Genomic DNA, 22376 nt, shown 5'->3' with positions numbered 1-22376 from the left:
GGCGCATGCGCGCACGCTACGGGATGCCCTTGAAGATCACCGCAGGAATCGCGGCAGTCGGCGCGGCCGGCCTCGCCTACGCCGCGGGGTTCGAAGCCCGCTCCTTCCGGCTCCGCCGGGTCACGGTGCCGGTCCTGCCACGCGGCATGCGCCCGCTGCGGGTGCTCCAGGTCTCCGACATCCACATGGTGAGCGGTCAGCGCAAGAAGCGCGCGTGGCTCCAGTCCCTGGCCGGGCTGCGTCCGGACTTCGTCGTCAACACAGGCGACAACCTCTCCGACCCGGAGGGCGTGCCCGAGGTGCTGGACGCCCTCGGACCGCTGATGGAGTACCCCGGCGTCTACGTCTTCGGTTCGAACGACTACTACGGTCCGACGCTGCGCAACCCGGCCCGCTACCTGCTGGAGAAGGCGCAGGGCCGCCACGGCCTCAACGGCAACGCACCCGCCGTCGGCGTCGTCCACAACCCGTGGGAGGACCTGCGGGACGGCTTCGACGCCGCCGGCTGGCTCGACCTGACCAACACCCGGGGCCGGCTGAAGCTGGAGGGCTGCGAGCTCGCTTTCACCGGCCTCGACGACCCCCACATCAAGCGCGACCGCTACGAGCTGGTCGCGGGCGGACCGGAGAAGGACGCCGACCTCTCCCTGGCCGTGGTGCACGCCCCCTACCTGCGCAGTCTGGACGCCTTCACCTCCGACGGCTATCCCCTCGTCCTCGCCGGCCACACCCACGGCGGGCAGGTGTGCATCCCCTTCTACGGAGCCCTGGTCACCAACTGCGACCTGGACACGGACCGGGTGAAGGGGCTCTCCACGCACCGCAGCGAGGGCAACACCGCCTACCTCCACGTCTCGGCGGGCTGCGGAGCGAGCCGCTACACCCCGGTCCGCTTCGCCTGCCCGCCGGAGGCGACGCTGCTGACCCTGACCTCCCGGGACTGACTCCCGCTGGCCCCTGTCACCCCGGCCCGCGGTCGCCGCCAAACCGGATTTCGTCTCACGGCGCGGGTGGGCTAAAGTAAACGACGTCGCCGGGACAACGGGCGACATCGGGGTGTAGCGCAGCTTGGCAGCGCGCTTCGTTCGGGACGAAGAGGTCGTGGGTTCAAATCCCGCCACCCCGACAGTGAAACACCAGGTCAGGGGCCTGATCCAGTAAGTGGATCAGGCCCCTGACGGGTTCCTGGAGATCGTTTGGGAGAAATCTGGGAGAAGATCTTGGTCGGCTTCTCCCAGGAACAGTCTCCAGTGCCGCACAAAGAGCGGCGCCTACGCGCCCTCGGGTCTGCGCGTTCGCGAATCCAGGGCTCGTAGCTGACCAGGAACACCGCGGCGGGCCGCCCCACCGGTCGTTAAGGACACCGCACATGGCAGGTCATCGCTCAGCGCATCCCCACGACCACGCCCGCGCTCTCGCCCAACGGGTACGTGCGTTGCGGACGGACCGGGGGTGGACGCGGGAACGGCTGGCCAAGGAGGCGGGCATCGCCGTCGGGACTTTGAGCCGCCTGGAGAGCGAGGGAGCTATCCAGCCAGCCTTCTTCACCGTCGGCGCAGTGGCCGAGGCTCTTGCGGTTTCCCTCGATGATCTGTTCCGGACTGCCCGGGTCGCGCCCGTCCCGCCCGGTCTGTGGTCAGCCGGGTACGAAGGACGGGACATCGAGTCGTTCGTCGCCTCGCTCGTCGACAGTCGCATCAGTGTCGTGGCAGATGTACGGCTCACCCCGATCAGCCGTAAGAAGGGGTTCAGCAAGAGCCGCCTCGGGGGGGCCCTGGCCGAAGCTGGCATCGAGTACACGCACCTGCGTGGCCTGGGCAATCCCAAGGACAATCGCGAGCCCTTCTGGGACGGCCGCGTCGAGGTGGGTCGGGCGCGTTTCCGTGGCCTCCTGCGTTCCGAGGAGGCCCAAGCCGACCTTGCTCGCCTCGCAGAGCATGCCCAGGCGTCGCGGGTAGCGGTGCTGTGTTTCGAGAAGGACGAAAGCCGCTGCCACCGGCAGGTTGTCTTGGAGACGGTCAGGAGCCGGATCCAGGTGCCGGTGAATCCCTTGGCCTGACTTCGTCACCTGTTTCGCACGCACCCTTGCCAGCGGTGCAAGCCTCTCGTCCAATTCAGATCGGGGAGATCGATGGAGGGGGCATGCCATGGCGTCGGCGGCATTCGGGAGACGGCAACGCGCACGGATCATGATCACGGTCAAGACGTATCCAGAGCTGTCCAGTAAGTACCGCGAGACCAGCTGCGTGGCCGGCATACGCCTCGACCAAGGCGAGCCACAGCACGTGCGGCTCTTCCCCGTGCCTTTCCGGCTCCTAAGCGAGGAGGCCCAGTTCTCCAAGTACTCGATCATCGAAGGCGACGTCGAGCCGCACCGTCCTGAGCGAGACTCCCGCCCAGAAAGCCTCCGGCCACATCTCGACTCGTTGGAGATAGTGGGTGAGGTACCGCCCGACAGCGGCTGGCAGAAGCGGTATCGCCACGTGGAGCCGCTGGTCGCCCCGTCGCTCTGCGCCATCAAGCGGGATCAGGAGGAGCGAGGAACGTCCCTCGGCGTCTTCCGCCTCGCCGAGATCACCCGCTTCCGGCTGGAGCACGCCGAGCCATGGTCCGTCTCCAAAGCCGCGCTAGCCGACCAACTCGACTTGTTCGAGCAGGAGCTGAACCCGCTGGAGTGGGTGCCGCTCGACCTCCGCTACAGCTTTCGCTGCGCCGAAGACGACTGCCCGACCCACGACATGGGGCTGAAGGACTGGGAGGCAGGACAGTCGTATCGCAAGTTCCTGCGCAAGTACGGTGAGCACGGGGTCCGTGATGCGCTCCGCGAGCGCTGGTACACGCGCATGTGCGCCCCGAGCCGAGCCGTCCACTTCTTCGTCGGCAACATCGCGGCTCATCCCAAGACGTTCATGCTGCTGGCCGTCTTCTACCCGGAGCGGAAGGTCGTCGAGTACGTGCAGGATCGTCTGTTCGGGGAGTGAGTGACACGCTCCTGTCGATCTGTCTTGTCCGGGACAGTGCGACCAGTCCCGCCAGAGCGCGGCCCTGCTCCACATCACCCACGCCCGCGCCGCCGCCACCAGCGAGAAGCCTGCGGCCGCGCAGGCACTGCTCGCCGCCGAGAACGTACTCCTCCGTGAGGATGATTCCCAGCCGTGCTACGCCAAGGAATCACCGTGGGGGTCTGGTGCAGGAGCGGGTGACAGGTTGAAGTCACGCGGCCTGGAGGGCCGGTGTGGTCATGACGGTCTCGTATTCGATGGGGGCCAGCCGCCCGAGTGTGGCTTGGCGCCGTCGTCGATGTCCGCCCGGCGCATCCACTTCCACAACGTCATAGGATGGACCCCGAAGTCGGCGGCCACCTGCTCGACCGTCACACCCGGGCCGCGGTTCCGCGCGACCCGCACGACGTCCTGGCGGAACTCTTCCGGATAAGGCTTTGGCACAGCGACATCCTTCCCACCTGCCCCACAGGGCAAGCCAGTTCAGATGTCACCCAATCGTGCGGCAGACCCCATCACCGGGGACCCGGCTGGATGCCAGCATGGTGGCAAACGCAGCCTCGTGCCCAGAAATCGCTATCCCACCGTCGACCAAGACCTCAAGGCGCACGAGCGTCGCGCACTGGCAGAAGATCCCCCGATTTCGGACGATGCCGCCACCCTGCTGGCCGGCCTGGTGTCCCGCTACAACCTGGTGGACCAACGGAGGGGCTGGGCGACCAGCTTGTCCTGGGATCCTCTGGAGCGCCCCGAAGTGGAACACAGGAGAGAGCCAGCTGTGCTCCGGGACGGTGTCGTGTCCCGACTGTGGGGCGCTGCATCGCCGTGGTGGGTGAATCTCGCGCCCTTGATTCCGGCCTCCCGGTGAGTCAAGGCACGGACCAAGTCGTGAGGTTCGGGGTAGCCGGTCCAGCGGAACTCCCACGAATCACCGAGTGGGCGATCCCAAGGTCGTCACTGGGTCAACAACCCGCTCGCGGTTGCCCTTGCTCGAAGTGTGCCAAGGGTGTCGCGTAGTCCTTGCCCGGGACCATCCGCCTCAGGTCCTCCGCGATGAAGCGATGAACGTCCAGCGTGCGTGCGCGGACCGGGTGGCACCAGAGTGGACGCAGCGCCATGGTGATCATGGTCAAACATCTCTGAGATGTGGAAACAGAGCCCTGTGGCAGCTTCCGGCACCATCCGGGATGATCCTACAAGCCCTCGCTATGCGTAGCCCGTGGGTCGCTCCCGCTCCCGTCGTGCCCACCAGGCAGCAAACGCATCGACACCTGGCCGCGTGGGAGCCAATTGCGAGCCGGCCTGCCCCTTACACCCTCGCCACACCCTGCGAGCCTCATCGGCACCACGCCTCTGAACAGGGGAGCTGTCATCCGCGCAGGCGGGATCGCCAGTCGAACCTCGTCCGGGACGAAGAGGTAGCGAGCTCGAATCCCGCCACCCCGTCAACTGCAATATCGAATCAGGGGGCTGATCCGAGAGAGCGGGTCGGGACCCTGAGTGCTTTCCGGAGCCGGGCGAGCGAAACCGAAGGGAAGCCTTGATCCCCGGCAGGACTCTCACTGGCCACATCACGATCGACTTTGGCTCGAGCTCTGCACGTCAGCAGCTCGGCGGGGGCCGATTGAGCGCTCAGCTATCGGACACCTAGAAAACTGGTCACCGGACTCTGTCCGCTCACCGACCGTGACGCGACCCTGCAAAGGGTGCCAACACAACAACAAACTTGCAGACGCCCGTTGATTCTGCAACTGAGAGGCCGCCTCCATCGCTGGAGGTACGCACAGCTCCCATCACCTTAACGAGCGAATCTAATTCACTCGAGTGAGCTAAAAAATACAGACAAATCATAACAAAGTTGGTTCATTCAAGAGGTCTACGTGGTGCACTTCCGCACGTGACTGACATCGACGCGCCAAGTGATGGCTACGCGTTCCGCGTTCCGACCCTGAACGAATACGGGATCCCGGTACGGTCGGGGGATTACTGGGTTGGAGTAGATCTGGCTGCGAAGTGGCTTGAAAGAAACCTGGAGGGAAACAGGAGAACCTCCGCAGTGCGCGTCAGGCGTTACGCGAATGCCATGACGGAAGGTCGATGGAAGCTGACACACCAGTCGATCGCCTTCGACGAGAAGGGGAGTTTGATTGATGGACAGCATCGCCTTTTGGCTGTGATTCATTCCAAGACCGTGGTCCCCATGAGAGTTCACGTCGGCGCCGATCCATCCACATTCTCGGTAATTGATACCGGATACGGTCGAGTCGCCTCGCAATTCATGCGCGTAACCAACGCGAACATCATCAAAGGTGCGGCCCGGATCATCCTCTTCGCCGAGCAGTGCAAGGAGAACGGCGGGGAGGTGGCGCACATGCATCGCGGCACTTTCGACAACGACGTAATCTTCGAAACCGTAGACCAGTGGCCAGAGCTTCAAGAATACGCCGCCGCCGCTTCGCGCATCTATCGGGCATGCGGATCGTCCTCGACAAACATGTTGGCCGTTCTAGCACAAGCGTCTCGCGGGAGCAACCCGAAGGCCATCGAATCATTTTCCGAGAAAATGATTCTCGGCGAGGACATGTCTAAGGGAGACCCTGTCCTCCTTCTGCGCAACCGGGCAATTGCCCGAATGGATCGCTCCTTGTCCTACAGGGACAAGACCGTGCTTTACGGCACTACAGTGAAGGCATGGAACGCTCACGCTAGGGGCGAAAAGCTGAAGTTCCTCCGCTTCATCTACGATGAAAAGTCAGAAGAAGGCATGCTCCCGGTAAGCGCCGGAAAAGGATCAACAGGTATGCGCGAAAAGATTCCTGAGGTGTATTGAGGCCGGTGGGGTGTGCACCGCCTCGAAGGGGACGAAGCGGTGCACACCCTGTTCGGGCCACTGCAACAGCGCCGAACGTGGTCCGGGACGGAGTACTGTCGGATCCATGAACTGCAGCTCGCCGGCGTCTTCAAGCGATGCAGGGATGGCGGGCCAGCAGCAGGCGGGCGCCGGTGGCCTCGATAAGGCGGGTGCGTTCGGCGGCGAGGTGCTTCGGCCCCAGGTGGGACAGGGCGGGGGCGATGACGCCGTAGACGTCGGGACGGGCCAGCGCGTCCAGCAGACCGGTGACGCCCGGTGGAGGTCGGCTCGGTCGTCGCGAGCCTGTGACCCGTCCACGTACCTCGTCACCAGATCGCACAATGCCGCTCCCCCGAACCACTTCGCCTCCTGAGCACAAAGTCATGAGGCGCCCCATGCCCGAGTCGCTTCGCAGTTCTTCGACGCTCGACACCAGTCCGTACGCAAGGCGAGGGAGTTCGCCACCCGGGCGCTGGACGACTGGGGCCTGACGAGCCGCACCGAGGACATACACTTGTGCGTCTCCGAACTCGCCCTTTCAAGAAATGGCACCCCCGCAATGCCGACCTGTTGTTCACTGGCATCGAACAGAGTGCATTGCCGTAGAACAATATTGGGGGGCCAATGGAACCACGAAGCGCAGCCGCATCCGGCACAGCCTTCCCGTACACCTCAAGTACGACTTGCTACGTCGAGGTCCACGGGATGGCACCGTGACGCACGGGGACCAGCGTGCTGCCTACGAGCGGGCGGTCGCTGGAGAGTCCCGGCTGTTCGCCGTCTGGCCTGGCCAGTGGTCGAGCGACCTCTTCGAGATCGACGACCTGGACGCGTTCGCCAAGGCACTCGGGATCAAGCATGACGAAGAGCGAACGGGCCTGAAGGACCATATCCACAAGGCCGAATGGATCAAGGATTCATACGGCGACGACAACCCTCGCAACCAGTAGCTCGACATCGACGTAATCCTCAGTTGCGGCTGCTCCATCAACGACCGACATACCTTCGCCGCGCAGATGAAGGAGCAGAAGGGCTGGGTCATCGCGACGAGCGGCGGCTGGTCGAAGAGTGGCAGGCCGGGCGGGCCGGTCGGCCTACTCCCTGCGCGCACGCCGCAAGAGTCTCACCTGATAGGCAAACTTGCTGCGGCAACCGCGCCACTCCGCGCCCAGTGTGCAGGCAGTCGGCCCTCGCTGGGAGAAATCTACCGGGCCTGACCTGCGTTGCGTGTCGCGCCGAGTGCCTGTCGCCTCCGAGACCGTCGAACGCCCGGAGCCCGCAGGGCGTGAACCGTCCCGGCCAGGAGTCACGCACACCCCTGAGCCCGCAGTCTGATGTCCCCCACCCGCATGCGCCCTCAAAACCGACGCCTTGCCGCACCGCGGACGGATTCGGCCGTCCGATGTCCGGGGTTGGCATGGGGGAGGCATTGGGGAGCCGTGCAACCACCGACTCCCCTGGGCTGAACCATCGGTTCGTAGCACTGCTCAGTCCGACGGGCGGAGCAGCGATCGAATCACTCCAGGACGGAAAAGGGCTGCGCCGCGACTCCCCCGGCGTCCGCTCCGGCACCGAGCCGCGCTTCGCGAACCGCCGCCGCGTCTCGGCCCGCCCGGGGCCGGACCGCAGGACGACACGACGCCGCGTACGCCCGATTTGCCGGGTCGGCGAGTGCATCGTGTACGAGGGCGGTCGACCGGCGCCCGACGGACGGCGAACCACTGGAGGGTGAGCGTGGCCCTGATGAGCGCTCGGACATCGCCCGGCCGCGCGCCGCGGCGCCTGCTCGACGGGGCGGTCCGGGCGTGACCCCGCCGGCCGAGGCGTCCACACTGCGCCGGACCGTGATCAGCCGCGGCTATCTGCGGCTGCTGCTGCTGTCGGTCCTGCTCGGCGCACCGATCTCCCTCGCCTGCTTCTTCTTCGTCGGCTTCCAGCACGAACTGCAGCACTGGGTGTGGGAGTCGCTGCCCGAGGCGCTCGGCCACGACCGGGCGCCGTGGTGGTGGCCGCTGCCCGCCCTGACCCTCGCCGGTCTCATCGCGGCGCCGATCATCACACGGACGCCGGGGGCGGGCGGCCACGTCCCGGTGCACGGCCTTGGCGGCGATCCGATCGGGCCGAAACAGCTGCCGGGTACGGCACTGGTCGCCCTCACCACCCTGCCGCTGGGCGTGGTGCTCGGCCCGGAGGCGCCGCTGATGGCCGTGGGCAGCGCGCTGGCGCTGCTCGCGGTGCGGGCCCTGCGGGCGACACCCGATCCGAAGGCGTCGCTGGTGATCGCCACCACCGGGTCGACGGCGGCGATCGCGACGATCCTCGGCAACCCGCTCGTCGCCGCGATCATGGTGATCGAGGCCGCGGGCCTCGCGGGGGCCCAGATGGTGGCGCTGCTGCTGCCCTGCCTGCTCGCCAGCGCCGCCGGGGCCCTGGTGTTCACCGGCTTCGGCAACTGGACCGGGCTGACGATCGGGGCGCTCAGCCTTCCGACCGTGCCCCCGGACGTCGACCCCGACGCCGGTGACTTCCTGTGGGGCGTCCCCGCCGCGGTCCTGATCGGCGTCCTGCTGACCGCCGGGCGCGGCCTGGGACGACGGGTGCTGACGTGGACCGGCCGGCAGACGGCGGTGCGCACGGTGGCCTGTGCCGTGGCGGCCGGTGGATGCATCGCCGTGTACGCGCTGGTCACCGGACGCTCCCCCGAAGAGGCGGCACTGTCCGGGCAGGCCACACTCGCCGTGCTCGCCGAGGACCCGCACGCCTGGCCGGTGTCCGCCCTGATCGCCCTGGTCGTATTCAAGGGCGTGGCGTGGGGCATCTGTCTCGGCAGCCTGCGGGGCGGTCCGATCTTCCCCTCCGTGCTGCTGGGAGCCGCCGTCGGCATCGCGTGCGCGGGGCTGCCCGGGCTCGGCGTCACGGCGGGCCTGGCGCTCGGTGTCGCGGCCGCCGCGGCGGTGGTGACCGGGCTGCCGCTGACGGCGGCGGTGCTGGCGCTCCTGCTGCTCGGCCCCGGCGCACACAGCCAGACGCCCCTGATCGTGATCGCCTCGGTGACGGCGTTCCTGACGGGACAGCTGCTGGCACGGCGCGACGCGGCGACGAAGGAGAGCTGAGGGCACACGGGAGCCGGACGCGCGCGCCGGCGCGACAGGTGCGCGTGGGCTGCGCCCCCGAGCCCTGGGCTACAGGGCAGGGGCACAGGCTGGAACCTTGCAGGTGAGAGCCGAACCGGCCTATGTTGACGCATATGCAGTCCTACACCATCGGGCAGGCGGCCCGTCTGCTCGGCGTCAGCCCCGACACGGCCCGCCGCTGGGCGGATGCCGGCCGGGTCGCCACCCATCGCGACGAGGGCGGCCGACGGCTGATCGACGGCCGCGACCTGGCGGCCTTCTCGATCGAGGTCGGCCAGTCCGGCGCCGTCGAGGACGAGGCGCCCTACACCACCGCCCGGAACGCGTTCCCCGGCATCGTCACGGCCGTGAAGCTCGGCGACGTGGCGGCCCAGGTCGAGATCCAGGCGGGCCCGCACCGCCTGGTCTCCCTGCTGACCCGTGAGGCCGTGGAGGAACTCGGGCTGGAGGTCGGGATGCAGGCGACCGCGCGCGTGAAGTCGACCAATGTGCACATCGACCGGACCTGACGGCATCCCGGCGGAGCCCGGGCGGGCACCGCACCGGACCGGGGGACGGACAGCGGCCGCACCTCTGCGAGAACGGGATGTCCGATGAAGCTCCGCCGTGCCGCGGTCAGGCCCGTCGCCGGCGGGCGGACGCGGACGCCGCTCCTGCTCGCGGTCCCCGCCCTGCTCGCCGTCGCACTGCTGGTGCTGCCGCTGGCCGGCGTCCTCGTCCGGACCGAGTGGGACGAACTGGGCGCCCATCTCACCGATCCCGCGACCACCGAGGCGCTCCGTCTCTCGCTGGTGGTCTCGTTCTGGGCACTCGGGCTGTCCTTGGTGCTCGGGGTGCCGCTGGCCTGGCTGCTCGCCCGGGTGCCCTTCCCCGGCAAGGCGGTCGTACGGTCGCTGGTCCTTCTTCCGATGGTGCTGCCGCCGACGGTCGGCGGGGTGGCGCTGCTGCTCGCGTTCGGCAGGCGGGGCCTGCTCGGGCCCTGGCTGGAGGACACGTTCGGCGTCACGCTGCCCTTCCACACCTCGGGGGCGGTGCTGGCGGCCACGTTCGTCGCCATGCCGTTCCTCGTCATCAGTCTGGAAGGCGCGCTGGGCGGACTGCGGCCGCGCTACGAGGAGACGGCCGCCTCGCTGGGAGCCTCGCCGGTGCGGGTCTTCTTCACCGTGACACTGCCCATGGTGGCGCCCGGCCTCCTCGCGGGGGCCGCCCTGACGTGGGCGCGGGCGCTCGGCGAGTTCGGCGCGACCATCACCTTCGCCGGCAATCTGCCGGGGACGACGCAGACGCTCCCCCTCCAGGTCTTCCTGCTCCTCCAGGAGCGGCCGGAGGCGGCGACGTCGGTGTCGCTGCTGCTGCTCGTGATCGCCATGGCGGTGCTGGTCGCGCTGCGGGGGCGCTGGACCGGGACGCCCCGGGAGCGGACGTCCGGCCGCACGCCCCCGGCGGACACGGAGCCGGGGCCGGAGCGGGAGGCCACCGCCGCGGGGGCGCCGGAGGAGCGCGCCGCCGCGCGGGACGGCGGGTGGGGGCTGGAGGCCGCCTTCACCGGCTTCAACGAGCTGGCTCTGGAGGCCGGACCGGGCACCACCATCGCCGTCGTCGGCCCCAACGGGGCCGGGAAGACGACCTTGTTGCGCGCTCTGCTCGGTCTCACCACGCGTTCCCGCGCACGGCTCCGTCTCGGCGAGGAGGACGTGTCCGCCCTGCCGCCGCACCGGCGAGGGGTCGCCTGGGTGCCGCAGGACGGTGCGCTGTTCCCCCATCTGACGGCGCTTTCCAACACCGCGTACGGGCTGCGGGCGCAGGGCGTGGCACGGGCCGAAGCACGCCGCAGCGCGCAGCGGTGGCTGGACCGGCTCGGAGTGGGGCACCTCGCGGGCCGCAGGCCGTCGCAGCTCTCCGGCGGGCAGGCAGGCCGGGTCGCGCTCGCGCGGGCGCTCGCCACCCGGCCGCGGCTGCTCCTGCTCGACGAGCCGCTCGCCGCGCTCGACCAGACCACCCGGGCGCGGGTCCGCCATGAACTCCGCACCCACCTCGTCACGTTCGGCGGAGTCTGCCTGATCGTGACCCACGATCCCGTGGAGGCCGTCTCGCTCGCGGACCGGGTGCTGGTGCTCGACGAGGGCCGGGCCGTTCAGGACGCACCGCCGGCCGAGGTCACCCGCCATCCGCGCTCGCCCTGGGTGGCGCGCATGCTGGGGCGCAACGCCTGGGCGGGCACCGCGACGGCGCACGGGCTCGATCTCGCGGGCGGAGGCGCGCTCGTGGCTGCGGAGCCGCCGCCCGTCGGCGCGTCCGCGCTGGCGATCATCGCGCCGGAGGCGGTGTCACTGCACCGGGAACGGCCGGGCGGCAGCCCGCGCAACGTCTGGCCGGGGGTCGTCCGCGAGGTCACCGCGTCGGGCAGCCGGCTGCGGGTCCTGGTCGGCTCGGAGCAGGTGCCGGACCTGGTCGCCGAGGTCACGCCCGAGGCCGCGGCGGAACTGGGACTGGCGGACGGGGTGCCGGTGTGGGCGGGCGTCAAGGCGACCGAGGTGATGACGGTGACGCTCTGACCGGAGCGGGGCGGTCGGGTGCAGCGGCCTCCGGGGTGTGCCCGGGGACGGGAACCTCGCGCACGGGGCGTATCCGGCCATCGGGCGGAATTCTCCGCCGGAGGGGAACCCGGCCGCCGGGCCGCTCGTTGGCTCGGTTGGGCAAAGAAAACGTCAAGAGGCGCGGCCCGCGCCGGATTGCGCAGGGATATCCATGGGTGTCAGCCTTTCCAAGGGCGGCAATGTCTCGCTCACCAAGGAGGCCCCGGGCCTGACCGCGGTCGTCGTGGGTCTCGGCTGGGACGTACGGACGACGACCGGCACGGACTTCGACCTCGACGCGAGCGCGCTGCTGGTCGACGCGAGCGGCAAGGTCCTCAGCGACGGGCACTTCGTCTTCTTCAACAACCTCAAGAGCCCCGACGGCTCCGTCGAGCACACCGGTGACAACCTCACCGGTGAGGGCGAGGGCGACGACGAGCAGATCAAGGTCAACCTCGCGGGCGTCGCCCCCGAGGTCGACAAGATCGTCTTCCCGGTCTCGATCCACGAGGGCGAGAGCCGCGGCCAGTCCTTCGGCCAGGTGCGCAACGCGTTCATCCGCGTCGTCAACCAGGCCGACAACAACGAGCTGGCCCGCTACGACCTGAGCGAGGACGCCTCCACGGAGACCGCGATGGTCTTCGGCGAGCTCTACCGCAACGGCGCCGAGTGGAAGTTCCGCGCCGTCGGCCAGGGTTACGCCTCCGGCCTGCGCGGCATCGCGCAGGACTTCGGCGTCAACATCTGACCCAGCCCCTGCACGATCTGTCCGGCCGGTACGGACGCCTCGTCGGAGGGCGTCCGCACCGGCAGGTCACAGCTCCTTGGCCGGCCAGTCCAGGAGCCGTGCCCCCACGGCCGCCGTCTGCAGGGTGAACCGGTGCTGGGGGTTCGCCGGGTCGGTGCCGGTCAGCCGGTGGATGCGGTCGAGGCGGTACGTCAGCGCGCGCACACTCAGGTTGAGCCGCCGGGCCGCCTGGGCCGAGACGCACCCCGCGTCGAAGTACGCGTGCAGCGTCTCCAGCAAGGGCTCCGCCCCGCCCCGCGCCTCGCGCAGCGGCCCGAGCGCGTTGCGCACCAGGTCAGCCATGGCCTCCCGGTCCCGTGCGAGCACGGGGTAGACGAGCAGGTCGGCGGCGAAGAGCACGGGCTCGTCGAGTCCGACGCGCTTGGCGAGGTCGAGCGCGTTCAGGGCCTCCTCGTAGGAGCGGACCACCCCTCCCGCGCCCGAGTGCGGGCGCCCGATCGCGGCCTGCCCTCCCGTCGCCGCGTACGCCTGCTTGGCGAAGTACTTCACGACCTCGTCCTGGTCGCCGGGCACCACGCAGATGATCCGGTCGTCCTTGGTCGTGAGCAGCAGCCGCCGGTCTCCGAACCGGGCGAAGAGCGCCGCCTCGACCGTCCTGGTGACCGGGTGGGTGTCGTCGTACGGTTCCACGCCCTCGGCGACGCCGACCGCGTGCGCGTGTGCGAGCCGCAGCCCGAAGCGCTCGGCCCGCTGGACGATGCGCCCCGGGTCCGAGCGCCCGTGCAGGAGATCGTCGATGAACTCCCGGCGCGCCGCCTCCTCCTTGCGCACGGCGAGACGCTGGGCGCGTTCGTATCCCTCGGCGAAGGCGTCCACGGCCTGCTCGACCGCGGCCAGGACCCGGTCCGGCGCGGTGGTGACCGGCCAGCCGACCCGCGTCGCCGCAAGATGGCTGATGACCAGGGACCGCAGCCCGTGCCCCGACGACGCCGCCTGTTCGCCGAGTGCGCGGCGGCCGTCCACCTCGTCGCGTGTCAGGCGTCTGCCGGTCCTGCCGACCTCGGCGAGGATCTCCGCGAAACCCTCGAGATACGTGTCCGGCAACTCCCGCGCCACCATCGTGCCGCTCCCCCTTCGAACACCGCTCCGGCCGTCTCCGTCACGGTCCCCCGCGGACGGACGGTCCGCGGGGCAGGGCGGCGGACGGACGGAAGGGTCTCCGCCCCGGCGCTCCCCGCGCCGGCCGACCCGGCATCAAGAACGCGTTAAGACTGCCGGATTCCGGCAATGCGAGCAAGTCGTCGTGCCTGACACCATGAGCGGGCGGCAGGGTGCGGGGACGCCCCGCTGTGATGAACCGGCAAGGTCGGAACGGGGGCGGATCCATGAACGAATTCCTGTCGGCTGTGGTCGTCTTTCCGGCCGCGTTGTTCAGCGCGGCCCTCGTCGTGGTCGTCGCCTTCTGGCTGCTCGTGCTCTTCGGGGCCGCCGGGCACGACATGTTCGACTCCGACGCCGAGGCGGCGGGCGCCGGTTCCGCGGGACTCGGCGGCGTGCCGATCACCGTGACCGTGTCGCTGCTCGTCGCGATCGCCTGGTTCACGAGCCTCGCGGGCTCGCTGCCGCTGCGCCGCTCCGGACTCACCGGAGCGCCCTACGCGGCCGTGGCCTGCGCGGTGCTCCTGACGGCGGGCCTCGTCTCCTGGACGGCCACCAAACGGCTGGTCCGCGTACTGGCCAAGCTCCTCCCCGACGAACCCGGGCCGTCCCGGCACGACTTCGTCGGCCAGACCTGCACCATTCGCACCGGTCGGGTGGACGGACGCTTCGGTCAGGCCGAGGTCACTGCCCGGGACGGCTCCACCGCCGTCGTACAGGTACGGCAGATGGACCACGAGGACGAGACCGCACTCGCCCTCGGCGCCACGGGACTTCTGTACGCCTACGACGAGGACGGCGAGTTCTTCTGGGTCGCGCCGTTCTCGCCGTACGGCGAACTCCCCGGCATCGGACGTCCCGCCGCCGCCTGACACCGGCGGTCCGCACCGACGACCGGTCCGGGAACGCAGACCCGTAACCGTCACCACGGGCCGGCCCGCCTGCCACAGCTTCTCGGCGGCGGCTCGCCGGGGCACGGCCGCCCCGTGTACCAGGGGTGACCCGGAGCCCTCGCTCCGCCGCGCCCCGCTCCACCTCTCGCACGAGGATTCCGAGGACTTTCATGGACGCCATCACCATGGGCATAGGCGTGCTCATCGCCGTCGTACTGCTCGTCACCGTCTGCCTGCTGCTCGTCGTCACCCGCCTGTTCCGCAAGGTCGAGCAGGGCAAGGCGCTGATCGTCTCCAAGATGCGCACGGTCGACGTCACCTTCACCGGACAGGTCGTCCTGCCGGTGCTGCACAAGGCCGAGATCATGGACATCTCGGTGAAGACCATCGACATCACCCGCACCGGGCGGGACGGCCTCATCTGCCGCGACAACATCCGGGCCGACATCCGCATCTCGTTCTTCGTGCGCGTCAACAAGACGGTGGAGGACGTCATCAAGGTCGCCCAGGCCATCGGCACCGCTCGGGCCAGCGACAAGGAGACCCTGCAGGAACTCTTCAACGCCAAGTTCTCCGAGGCGCTGAAGACCGTCGGCAAGCAGATGGACTTCACCGATCTCTACACCAAGCGCGACGAGCTGCGGGACCGGATCATCCAGCTCATCGGCACCGACCTCAACGGCTACAGCCTCGAGGACGCGGCGATCGACTACCTGGAGCAGACCCCGCTCGCCCAGCTCGACCCGTCCAATGTCCTCGACGCGCAGGGCATCCGCAAGATCACCGAGCTGACGGCCGTGGAGCACGTGCGCACCAACGAGTTCCAGCGCACGGAGGAGAAGGAGATCACCCGGCAGAACGTGGACGCCCGCGAGGCGATCCTGGAGCTGGAGCGCCGGCAGGCCGACGCCGAGATCAAGCAGCGCCGCGAGATCGACACCGTGCGCGCCCGCGAGGAGGCCGAGACGGCCCGCGTCATGGAGGAGGAGCGACTGCGCGCGCAGAGCGCCTTCCTGCGCACCGAGGAGCAGTTGGGCATCCAGCGCGAGAACCAGGCCCGCGAGGTGGCCGTCGCGGAGAAGAACCGTGAGCGGGTCATCGCCGTCGAGAACGAGCGCATCGAGAAGGACCGGATGCTGGAGGTCATCGCCCGCGAGCGGGAGACCGCCCTCACCAGGATCGCGGCGGACAAGGAGGTCGAGGCGGAGCGCAGGGAGATCGCCGAGGTCGTCCGCGAGCGGGTGGCGGTGGACCGTACGGTCGCCGAGCAGGAGGAGTCCATCAAGCGGCTGCGCGCCGTGGAGGAGGCCGAGCGGGAGCGTCAGGCCGTCGTCATCGCGGCCGAGGCCGAGGCCCAGGAGAAGCTGGTCAAGGACATCAAGGCGGCGGAGGCCGCAGAGCAGGCAGCCGTCCACCGGGCGGCCGAGGAGGTCACTCTGGCCGAGGCCCGGGTGAAGGCCGCGGACCTCGACGCCCGCGCGAAGCTGCGGCTGGCGGAGGGCGTCCAGGCGGAGGCCGCGGCGGAGGGACTCGCCGCCGTGCAGGTGCGGGAGAAGGAGGCCGACGCGATCGAGAAGGCCGGCCGCGCGGAGGCGGAGGCAGCCCAGGCGCGGCTGCTCGCCGAGGCCGAGGGAGTACGGGCCAAGGGCGCGGCGAACGCCGCGGCGATCGGCGAGAAGCTGCGCGCGGAGGCGGCGGGTCTCACGGAGAAGGCGGCCGCCATGGCCGCGCTCGACGAGGCGTCCCGGGGCCACGAGGAGTACCGGCTCCGGCTGGAGGCGGAGAAGGACATCCGGCTCGCCGGGCTCGATGTCCAGCGCCAGGTCGCCGAGGCGCAGGCCACGGTGCTCGCGACGGGACTGGAGAGCGCCGACATCAGCATCGTCGGCGGCGAGTCCGTCTTCCTCGACCGGCTCATGTCGGCGGTCTCGCTGGGCAAGGGCGTGGACTCCTTCGTGGAGAACTCACAGACCGCGCAGACCCTCGCCAAGCCGTGGCTGGACGGTTCGGGCCGCTTCACGGACGACCTGACCACGATCCTCGGCTCGGTGTCGACGAACGACGTGCAGAACCTGACCGTCTCCGCCCTGCTGATGCGGCTGATGCGGTCGGGCGGCGCCGGGGGCGGGGACATGAGCGGGCTCCTGCGGGAGGTCGAGCGCCTCGGTCTGTCCGACCTGACGATCGGTGCCCTGTCCGCGAACGCGCCCGCCGACGAGCGCGCACCCGTGTCCGCGAGCGCACCGTCCGTCGCGCATACGCCCCTGAACGGCACGCCGGCCGTCTGACGGCGCGCCCCACGGTCCGTCCGGTGCCGCCCCACGGGGGTGGGCGGCACCGGACGCCGGACACGGTCCCGCGGGGGCCGGCCGGGCGGTGAACGCCGGCCAGGTCCCCACAGGTCATGCCGCTGATTCCGCGGACCGGGCAACGGAGCGGCGCGGCGTCACAGCGGCGCGGCGTCACAGCACAGCAGGCAGATCACGACAGGCACGGCACGGCAGGCAGAGCACGGCTTTCGCGACGCTCCACGGCACGCCACGGCACGGACAGCGCAGGCCACGAGCTGACGGAGCCTCACGGAGAACGTCCAGGTCGGCCGGGGTCACCCCACGGCACCGCACCCGGCCGCCCGCCCGCCGGGTGCGGGCCGTCACCGGGCGGCCCGGCGGTGGCCGCACCGTCGCGGCGGGCGGCCGCCACCGCACCACCCTTCGCAGGAACAGGAAGGCGAGCACACTCACATGACCACGCCCCTCACCCGCCGGCCCGACCAGAACGGGGCCGCGCCCGCGCAGGCCGCACCGGAGCGCGCCACCGCGCCGTCCGCCGTGCCCGAAGGGCCCGCGGTCACGGCGTCCCGGGGCGGCATCCCGTCGGACGGGCCCGCGCCGGCGGGCGCGGGCGGCGCCGCCGGCCAGGGCGCCTCCACCACCGCGACGAGCGCCGGCCCCGCGACAGGGGCGGAGCAGCCCGGAGCGGCCGAGTCCGGAGCGTACGAGGTGCTCCGGGACCGCCTGGTGGCGAAGGCCGCCGAACTGCGGCGGCGTGCCGAGGCGCTGAACGCGCGCCGGATCGAGACGTTCGGGTCGATGGAGCTGCGGCTCGCGGGGACGGAGGACCTCCGCACCGAACACGCCGCCACCGCCTGCGACATCGTCGCCGTCGGCGACAAGCTGCTCTTCGGCTACGACGCGTCCGCAGCCGCGGCACGCCAGGTCTCGGACGTCTCCGACGTCCTCGCCCTGCACGACACGGACCTGAACCGGCTCCCCGGCGACGCGGTCCCCGGTCTGCTCGACGACCCCGGCTTCCTGCACGAGTTCGAGGCGCTGCACCGCTACTACCGCGACGCGCGGCTGCTGCGGCTGCGCCTGGTGGACGGCAGGCTGCTGGCGGTGTTCCGGGCGGGCGGCACCGCACGGCCCGAGGACCGCGGCGGTGACCGCGCGGCCGACATCCGGGTGCTGAGGTGGGCCGTGGAGACGGACGGCGCCGGAGCCGTCCGGGCCCGGTTCCTCGACGCCCGGGGCGACCGCGACCACGTGCTTCCTCCGTCGCACGACGTCGAGTGGACCGCCACGACGCGCGACGACCACGTGCAGGGGCGCCATCCCCACGTCTCCGTCGGCGGGGACGTCTTCGTCTCCACTGTCGGCGGCTCGCTCACCGTGAAGACCGTGAACGACACGGAGACCGGCGACGGCATCTGGTCGGAGCCGGTCGCCGAAGCGCTCCAGTCCCTCGCCGACGCCGAGGTCGAGTACGCCCGGCTGGGCTCGCTCCTCCTGCTGCGCGTCCGTCCCTACAAGGAGGAGGCGCACCGCCACCTCGTCCACTCCGCCGTCACCGGCACCGTCACCCGGCTCGACGGGATCGGGCAGGCATGCCTGCGGCTTCCGGACGACCAGGGCATCGTGTTCCCGGGCGGCTACGCCCTCGCCTCGACCGGAGCGGTGCGGACGTTCGACATCGACGAGCGCCTCCTCGGCTCCCTCGCGTACGAGCGCACGGTCCGCTCCCCGAACGGCGAGGACGTCCTCTTCGCCTTCCGCTCGCGCACCGGCGGCAGCAGTCTGCTGCTGCCGTACAACCTGATCCGCACCGCGGTGGCGGCACCGCTGACCGGCAACGGCCACGCGCTCTTCGACGACGGGACTCTCCTCGTCCTGCGGTCTCGGGACGACGGACCGGGACGGGTCCACCCCGTGCAGCGGTGGGACTCCCCGTTCGTCACCGACACCTGGGCGGCACAACGCCCGGCCGGCCGCGGACCGCTGGCACGGATCGGCAACGCCGAGCTCGTCCGCGGCATCTCGGACTGCCTGTCGCTGGTCGGCGCCGTCACGGACACCGAGCCCTCGACCGCGGTCTTCGAAGCACTGCTCGCCGCCTGCGCCCGCACCGCGGACGGCCACCACTGGCTGGGCGACGCCGACGCCGGCGACCTGCGCACGCCGCTCGACGCGATCGGGGACACGGCACGGCAGGTCGTCTCCGAGTTCGAGACGGTCCGCGCCCTCACCGGCCGTGCCGCCGAGGCCCTGGAGGATGCCGCGGGCCGGATCGCCACCCTGGTGCGCAGGCTGCGGGGGGAGGCGCCGCGCACGGCGGGCGGCTGGGTCGACGGGCTGACCGCCCTGCGGCGCGCCCGGGGTGAGCTGCTCACCCTCGGGGAGATGCGCTACGCGGACACCGCACGCATCGACGCGCTCGCGGAGCGGACGGAGGAGGACATCGCCTCCTTCGCCACCCGTGCCATGGGCTTTCTGCGGCGCGAGGACGCCTTCGCCGGACACCGCCGGGAGATCGAGGCTCTGACGGCCGAGGCTGAGTCCGTCACCACGGTGGCGGAGACCGCCCCGGTCGGCGGCCGTCTGGACACGGTCGACGAGGGGCTGCGCACGGTCACCGAGGTCGTCACCGGGCTGGAGTTCGGCGACGCGGTGGTGCGGACGGGCATCCTGGAGCGGATCGCCGAGGTGCTGGGCGGGGTGAACCGCGCCCGCGCCGTGCTCGACGCGCGGCGGCGCGAGCTGCTGGGACGCGAGGGCCGTGCCGAGTTCGCGGCGGAGACCGCGCTGCTGGGGCAGGCGGTGACCGGGGCGCTCGCCGCGTCGGCGGATCCCGAGACGTGCGACACCCAGCTGTCGGCGCTGCTGCTGCGCCTGGAGAACCTGGAGTCCCGGTTCGCCGAGTCCGACGCCTTCCTCGCCGAACTGGGTGCGAAGCGGACCGAGGTGTACGAGGCGTTCGCCGCCCGCCGCCAGACCCTGCAGGACGCGCGGGCCCGCCGGGCGGAGCGGCTCGCGGAGTCGGCACTGCGTGTCCTGGACACGATCACGCGCCGGCTGTCCACGCTGGGCAGCGCGGAGGAGATCCACACCTGGTTCGCGTCCGACCCGATGGCCGCGAAGGTACGGCGCACCGCGGACGAGCTGCGCGAACTGGGCGACGACGGACGGGCGGAGGAGCTGGAGGGGCGGCTGAAGGCCGCTCGCCAGGAGGCGGCCCGCGCGCTGCGGGACCGCACCGACCTGTACGCGGAGGGCGGTTCGGTGATCCGCCTCGGGCGGCACCGCTTCACCGTCAACACGCAGCCGTTCGAGCTGACGCTGGTGCCGCAGGGGGACGGGCTGGCCTTCGCCCTGACCGGCACGGACTACCGTGCGCCGGTCACGGACGGCGCCGACGCCGGTTTCGCCGCCACCCGTCCCTTCTGGGAGCAGACGCTTCCGTCCGAGAACACGGACGTCTACCGGGCCGAGCACCTGGCCGCCCGCCTGCTGGCGGAGCACGGTGCCCGGGCGCTGGCGGACGCGGACATCCCCGACGTGGTGCGACGCGCGGCACAGGAGGCCTACGACGAGGGCTACGAGCGCGGTGTGCACGACCACGACGCCGCGTCGATCCTGACGGAGGTGGTGCGCCTCCACGCCGGAGCGGGGCTGCTGCGCCACCCACCGCGGGCCAGGGCGGCGGCCCAGCTCTTCTGGGCGCACGGCTGCGACGACGTCTCCCGGGCCGCCTGGAGCCGACGGGCCGTGGCGCTGGCGCGGGCGCGCGACACCTTCGGGCTCGCGCCCGCGATCGGCGCGTTCCTCGCCGAGCTGGCCGAGGCAATGGGCCCCGGCGGGGGCCCCGCCGCCGACTACCTCTTCGAGGAACTGGCTTCCGGGGCCGAGGGGTTCGTCATCGGCGCCCGGGTGCGGGCGGCGCTGGACGGCTTCCACCGCTCGGTGGACGGCACGGGGTACGCGCAGGACCTGCAGGCGCTCGGCGACGACCTGGACGCGCGCCGGCAGGTGGTCGAGAACTGGCTGGCGTCGTGGGCGCATGCCACGCGTCCGGACGCCGACGCGGAGGATCTCGCCGAGGCCGCGGCCGTCGAGCTCTGCCCCGACCTGGTCCGCCGCACCTCCGGGGCCCCTCTGGCGGCACGGGTAGAGGGCCTGCTCGGGGACCATCCGCGCCTGGAGAAAGGGGTGCTGACGGTGCGCCTCGACGAATTCCTCGCCCGGACCCGGCACTTCCGCGAGTCCGTCGCCCCCGGGTTCCGGGACTACCAGCGGCGCCGCTCGGCGCTCGCCGCCGCCGAGCGCGAACGGCTCCGCCTCGACGAGCACCGGCCGCGGGTCATGTCGTCGTTCGTGCGCAACCGGCTCGTCGACGAGGTGTACCTGCCGCTGATCGGCGACAGCCTGGCCAAGCAGATGGGTGCCGCCGGGCAGTCGCGGCGCACCGACAGCAACGGTCTGCTGCTGCTCCTGTCGCCGCCCGGGTACGGCAAGACGACGCTGGTCGAGTACGTCGCGGACCGTCTCGGGCTCGCGCTCGTCCGGGTGAACGGACCCGCCCTCGGCCACACGGTGACATCGCTCGATCCGGCGCAGGCGCCGAACGCGACCGCGCGCCAGGAGGTCGAGAAGATCAATTTCGCGTTGGAGGCGGGCAGCAACGTGCTGCTCTACCTCGACGACATCCAGCATGTCTCCCCCGAACTGCTCCAGAAGTTCATCTCGTTGTGCGACGCCCAGCGGCGCATGGAGGGCGTGTGGGACGGGCGGGCCCGCACGTACGACCTGCGGGGCAAGCGCTTCGCCGTGTGCATGGCCGGCAACCCGTACACCGAGTCGGGGCAGCGCTTCCGCATCCCCGACATGCTCGCCAACCGCGCCGACGTGTGGGACCTGGGCGAGGTGCTGACCGGCAAGGAGGACGTGTTCGCCCTGAGTTTCGTGGAGAACGCGCTCACCTCCCATCCGGTGCTCGCTCCCCTCGCCGGCCGCGACCGTGCCGACGTGGAACTGCTCGTCCGGCTCGCGGAGGGCGATGCCACCGCCCGCGCGGACCGGCTGGCGCACCCCTACGCGCCGGCCGAACTGGACCGGGTGCTCGCCGTCCTCCGCCATGTGGTCGCCGCACGGCGCACCGTCCTCGCAGTGAACAGCGCGTACATCGCCTCGGCGGCGAGCAGCGACGCCACCCGGGGCGAGCCGCCGTTCCGGCTCCAGGGTTCCTACCGCAACATGAACCGCATCGTGGAGCGGATCAGCCCGGTGATGAACGATGCCGAACTCGAGGCGGTCGTCGACGACCACTACGCGGGCGAGGCCCGGACCCTGGCGAACGGCGCGGAAGGGGCGCTGCTCGCGCTGGCGGGGCTGCGCTCGCGGCTCACCGCGGCCCAGGCCGCCCGCTGGTCGGAGATCAGAGCCGGGTACGTCCGGGCCCAGGCCCTCGGCGGACCCGACGGCGACCCTCTGACGAAGGCCGTCGCCGCGCTGGGACTTCTCGCCGACCGGCTGAGCGCGGTCGAGACCGCGATCACCCGGGCCGCCGATCCTCGACGGCTCCCCACCGTCCCGGTCAGCGCACCGGACACCCGTCCGGGCGGTACGCCGGCGGATCCCGCCGGATGAACCGGTGGGCGGTCAAAGCCCGTTCGGCGGCGGCATGCCACCAGGCGGGCGGTGACGCCCCGGGCCGGGCCAGAGGGTCGTCGGGATGCAGC

Annotated in this window: 14 protein-coding genes, 1 tRNA gene and 1 pseudogene; 13 read left to right on the top strand and 3 right to left on the bottom strand. The window is 70.9% G+C overall.

The window, feature by feature from the left end; translation table 11 throughout:
• The first annotated feature begins 5 nt into the window (after window positions 1–5).
• The 4 genes from IAG43_RS16865 (at window position 6) to IAG43_RS16850 (ending at window position 2981) form a co-directional block, all read left to right on the top strand.
• Window positions 6–944, top strand: a complete 939-nt coding sequence (locus IAG43_RS16865; protein WP_187741549.1) for a metallophosphoesterase — start codon at window positions 6–8, stop codon at window positions 942–944.
• Window positions 945–1052: 108 nt separating this feature from the next.
• Window positions 1053–1126 (top strand) — tRNA-Pro (locus IAG43_RS16860).
• Between the two features lie 243 nt (window positions 1127–1369).
• Window positions 1370–2059 (top strand): DUF488 family protein, N3 subclade, encoded by a 690-nt coding sequence (locus tag IAG43_RS16855; protein WP_187741548.1) that lies wholly within the window; start codon window positions 1370–1372, stop codon window positions 2057–2059.
• 130 nt (window positions 2060–2189) lie between these two features.
• Complete coding sequence (locus IAG43_RS16850; protein ID WP_246574392.1) at window positions 2190–2981, top strand: hypothetical protein; 792 nt, start codon at window positions 2190–2192, stop codon at window positions 2979–2981.
• A 339-nt stretch (window positions 2982–3320) separates the two neighbouring features.
• On the opposite strand, the pseudogene IAG43_RS35205 reads toward IAG43_RS16850, so the two are convergent.
• A pseudogene (locus IAG43_RS35205) lies at window positions 3321–3407 on the bottom strand (hypothetical protein); the annotation flags it as partial.
• Window positions 3408–4899: 1492 nt separating this feature from the next.
• Between IAG43_RS35205 and IAG43_RS16840 the strand changes: the two are divergent.
• Entirely contained in the window at window positions 4900–5832 is a 933-nt protein-coding gene (locus tag IAG43_RS16840) for a hypothetical protein (protein WP_187741545.1), read from the top strand.
• A gap of 130 nt (window positions 5833–5962) precedes the next feature.
• Here IAG43_RS16840 and IAG43_RS16835 read toward each other — a convergent pair whose 3' ends face one another.
• Window positions 5963–6193, bottom strand: a complete 231-nt coding sequence (locus tag IAG43_RS16835) for a hypothetical protein (protein WP_187744795.1) — start codon at window positions 6191–6193, stop codon at window positions 5963–5965.
• 373 nt (window positions 6194–6566) lie between these two features.
• Between IAG43_RS16835 and IAG43_RS34530 the strand changes: the two genes are divergently transcribed.
• The 5 genes from IAG43_RS34530 (at window position 6567) to IAG43_RS16810 (ending at window position 12311) form a co-directional block, all read left to right on the top strand.
• Entirely contained in the window at window positions 6567–6803 is a 237-nt protein-coding gene (locus tag IAG43_RS34530; RefSeq protein ID WP_246574391.1) for a hypothetical protein, read from the top strand.
• 855 nt (window positions 6804–7658) lie between these two features.
• Window positions 7659–8966, top strand: a complete 1308-nt coding sequence (locus tag IAG43_RS16825) for a chloride channel protein (protein WP_187741544.1) — start codon at window positions 7659–7661, stop codon at window positions 8964–8966.
• Between the two features lie 134 nt (window positions 8967–9100).
• Window positions 9101–9496, top strand: a complete 396-nt coding sequence (locus tag IAG43_RS16820) for a TOBE domain-containing protein (protein WP_187741543.1) — start codon at window positions 9101–9103, stop codon at window positions 9494–9496.
• Between the two features lie 84 nt (window positions 9497–9580).
• Window positions 9581–11542, top strand: a complete 1962-nt coding sequence (locus IAG43_RS16815) for an ABC transporter permease (protein WP_187741542.1) — start codon at window positions 9581–9583, stop codon at window positions 11540–11542.
• A 193-nt stretch (window positions 11543–11735) separates the two neighbouring features.
• Window positions 11736–12311, top strand: a complete 576-nt coding sequence (locus IAG43_RS16810) for a TerD family protein (protein ID WP_187741541.1) — start codon at window positions 11736–11738, stop codon at window positions 12309–12311.
• A gap of 66 nt (window positions 12312–12377) precedes the next feature.
• Here IAG43_RS16810 and IAG43_RS16805 read toward each other — a convergent pair whose 3' ends face one another.
• Window positions 12378–13430: a PucR family transcriptional regulator gene (locus IAG43_RS16805; RefSeq protein WP_187741540.1), complete on the bottom strand. Its 1053-nt coding sequence runs from the start codon at window positions 13428–13430 to the stop codon at window positions 12378–12380.
• Between the two features lie 266 nt (window positions 13431–13696).
• Between IAG43_RS16805 and IAG43_RS16800 the strand changes: the two genes are divergently transcribed.
• The 3 genes from IAG43_RS16800 to IAG43_RS16790 all read left to right on the top strand — a co-directional run bounded on the left by IAG43_RS16800 (window position 13697) and on the right by IAG43_RS16790 (window position 22284).
• Complete coding sequence (locus IAG43_RS16800) at window positions 13697–14341, top strand: hypothetical protein (protein WP_187741539.1); 645 nt, start codon at window positions 13697–13699, stop codon at window positions 14339–14341.
• Window positions 14342–14532: 191 nt separating this feature from the next.
• Window positions 14533–16650 carry an SPFH domain-containing protein gene (locus IAG43_RS16795; protein WP_187741538.1) on the top strand — a complete coding sequence of 706 codons (2118 nt, stop codon included), beginning with the start codon at window positions 14533–14535 and terminating at the stop codon, window positions 16648–16650.
• Window positions 16651–17106: 456 nt separating this feature from the next.
• Window positions 17107–22284, top strand: coding sequence for a DNA repair ATPase (locus IAG43_RS16790; protein ID WP_187741537.1), 5178 nt, complete (start codon window positions 17107–17109; stop codon window positions 22282–22284).
• Window positions 22285–22376: the final 92 nt, after the last annotated feature.

The sequence above is a fragment of the Streptomyces genisteinicus genome (assembly GCF_014489615.1).
GTDB classification, from domain to species: domain Bacteria; phylum Actinomycetota; class Actinomycetes; order Streptomycetales; family Streptomycetaceae; genus Streptomyces; species Streptomyces genisteinicus.
Note: the sequence above shows the minus strand (reverse complement) of the source record. Positions and strands in the feature narration are given on the sequence as shown.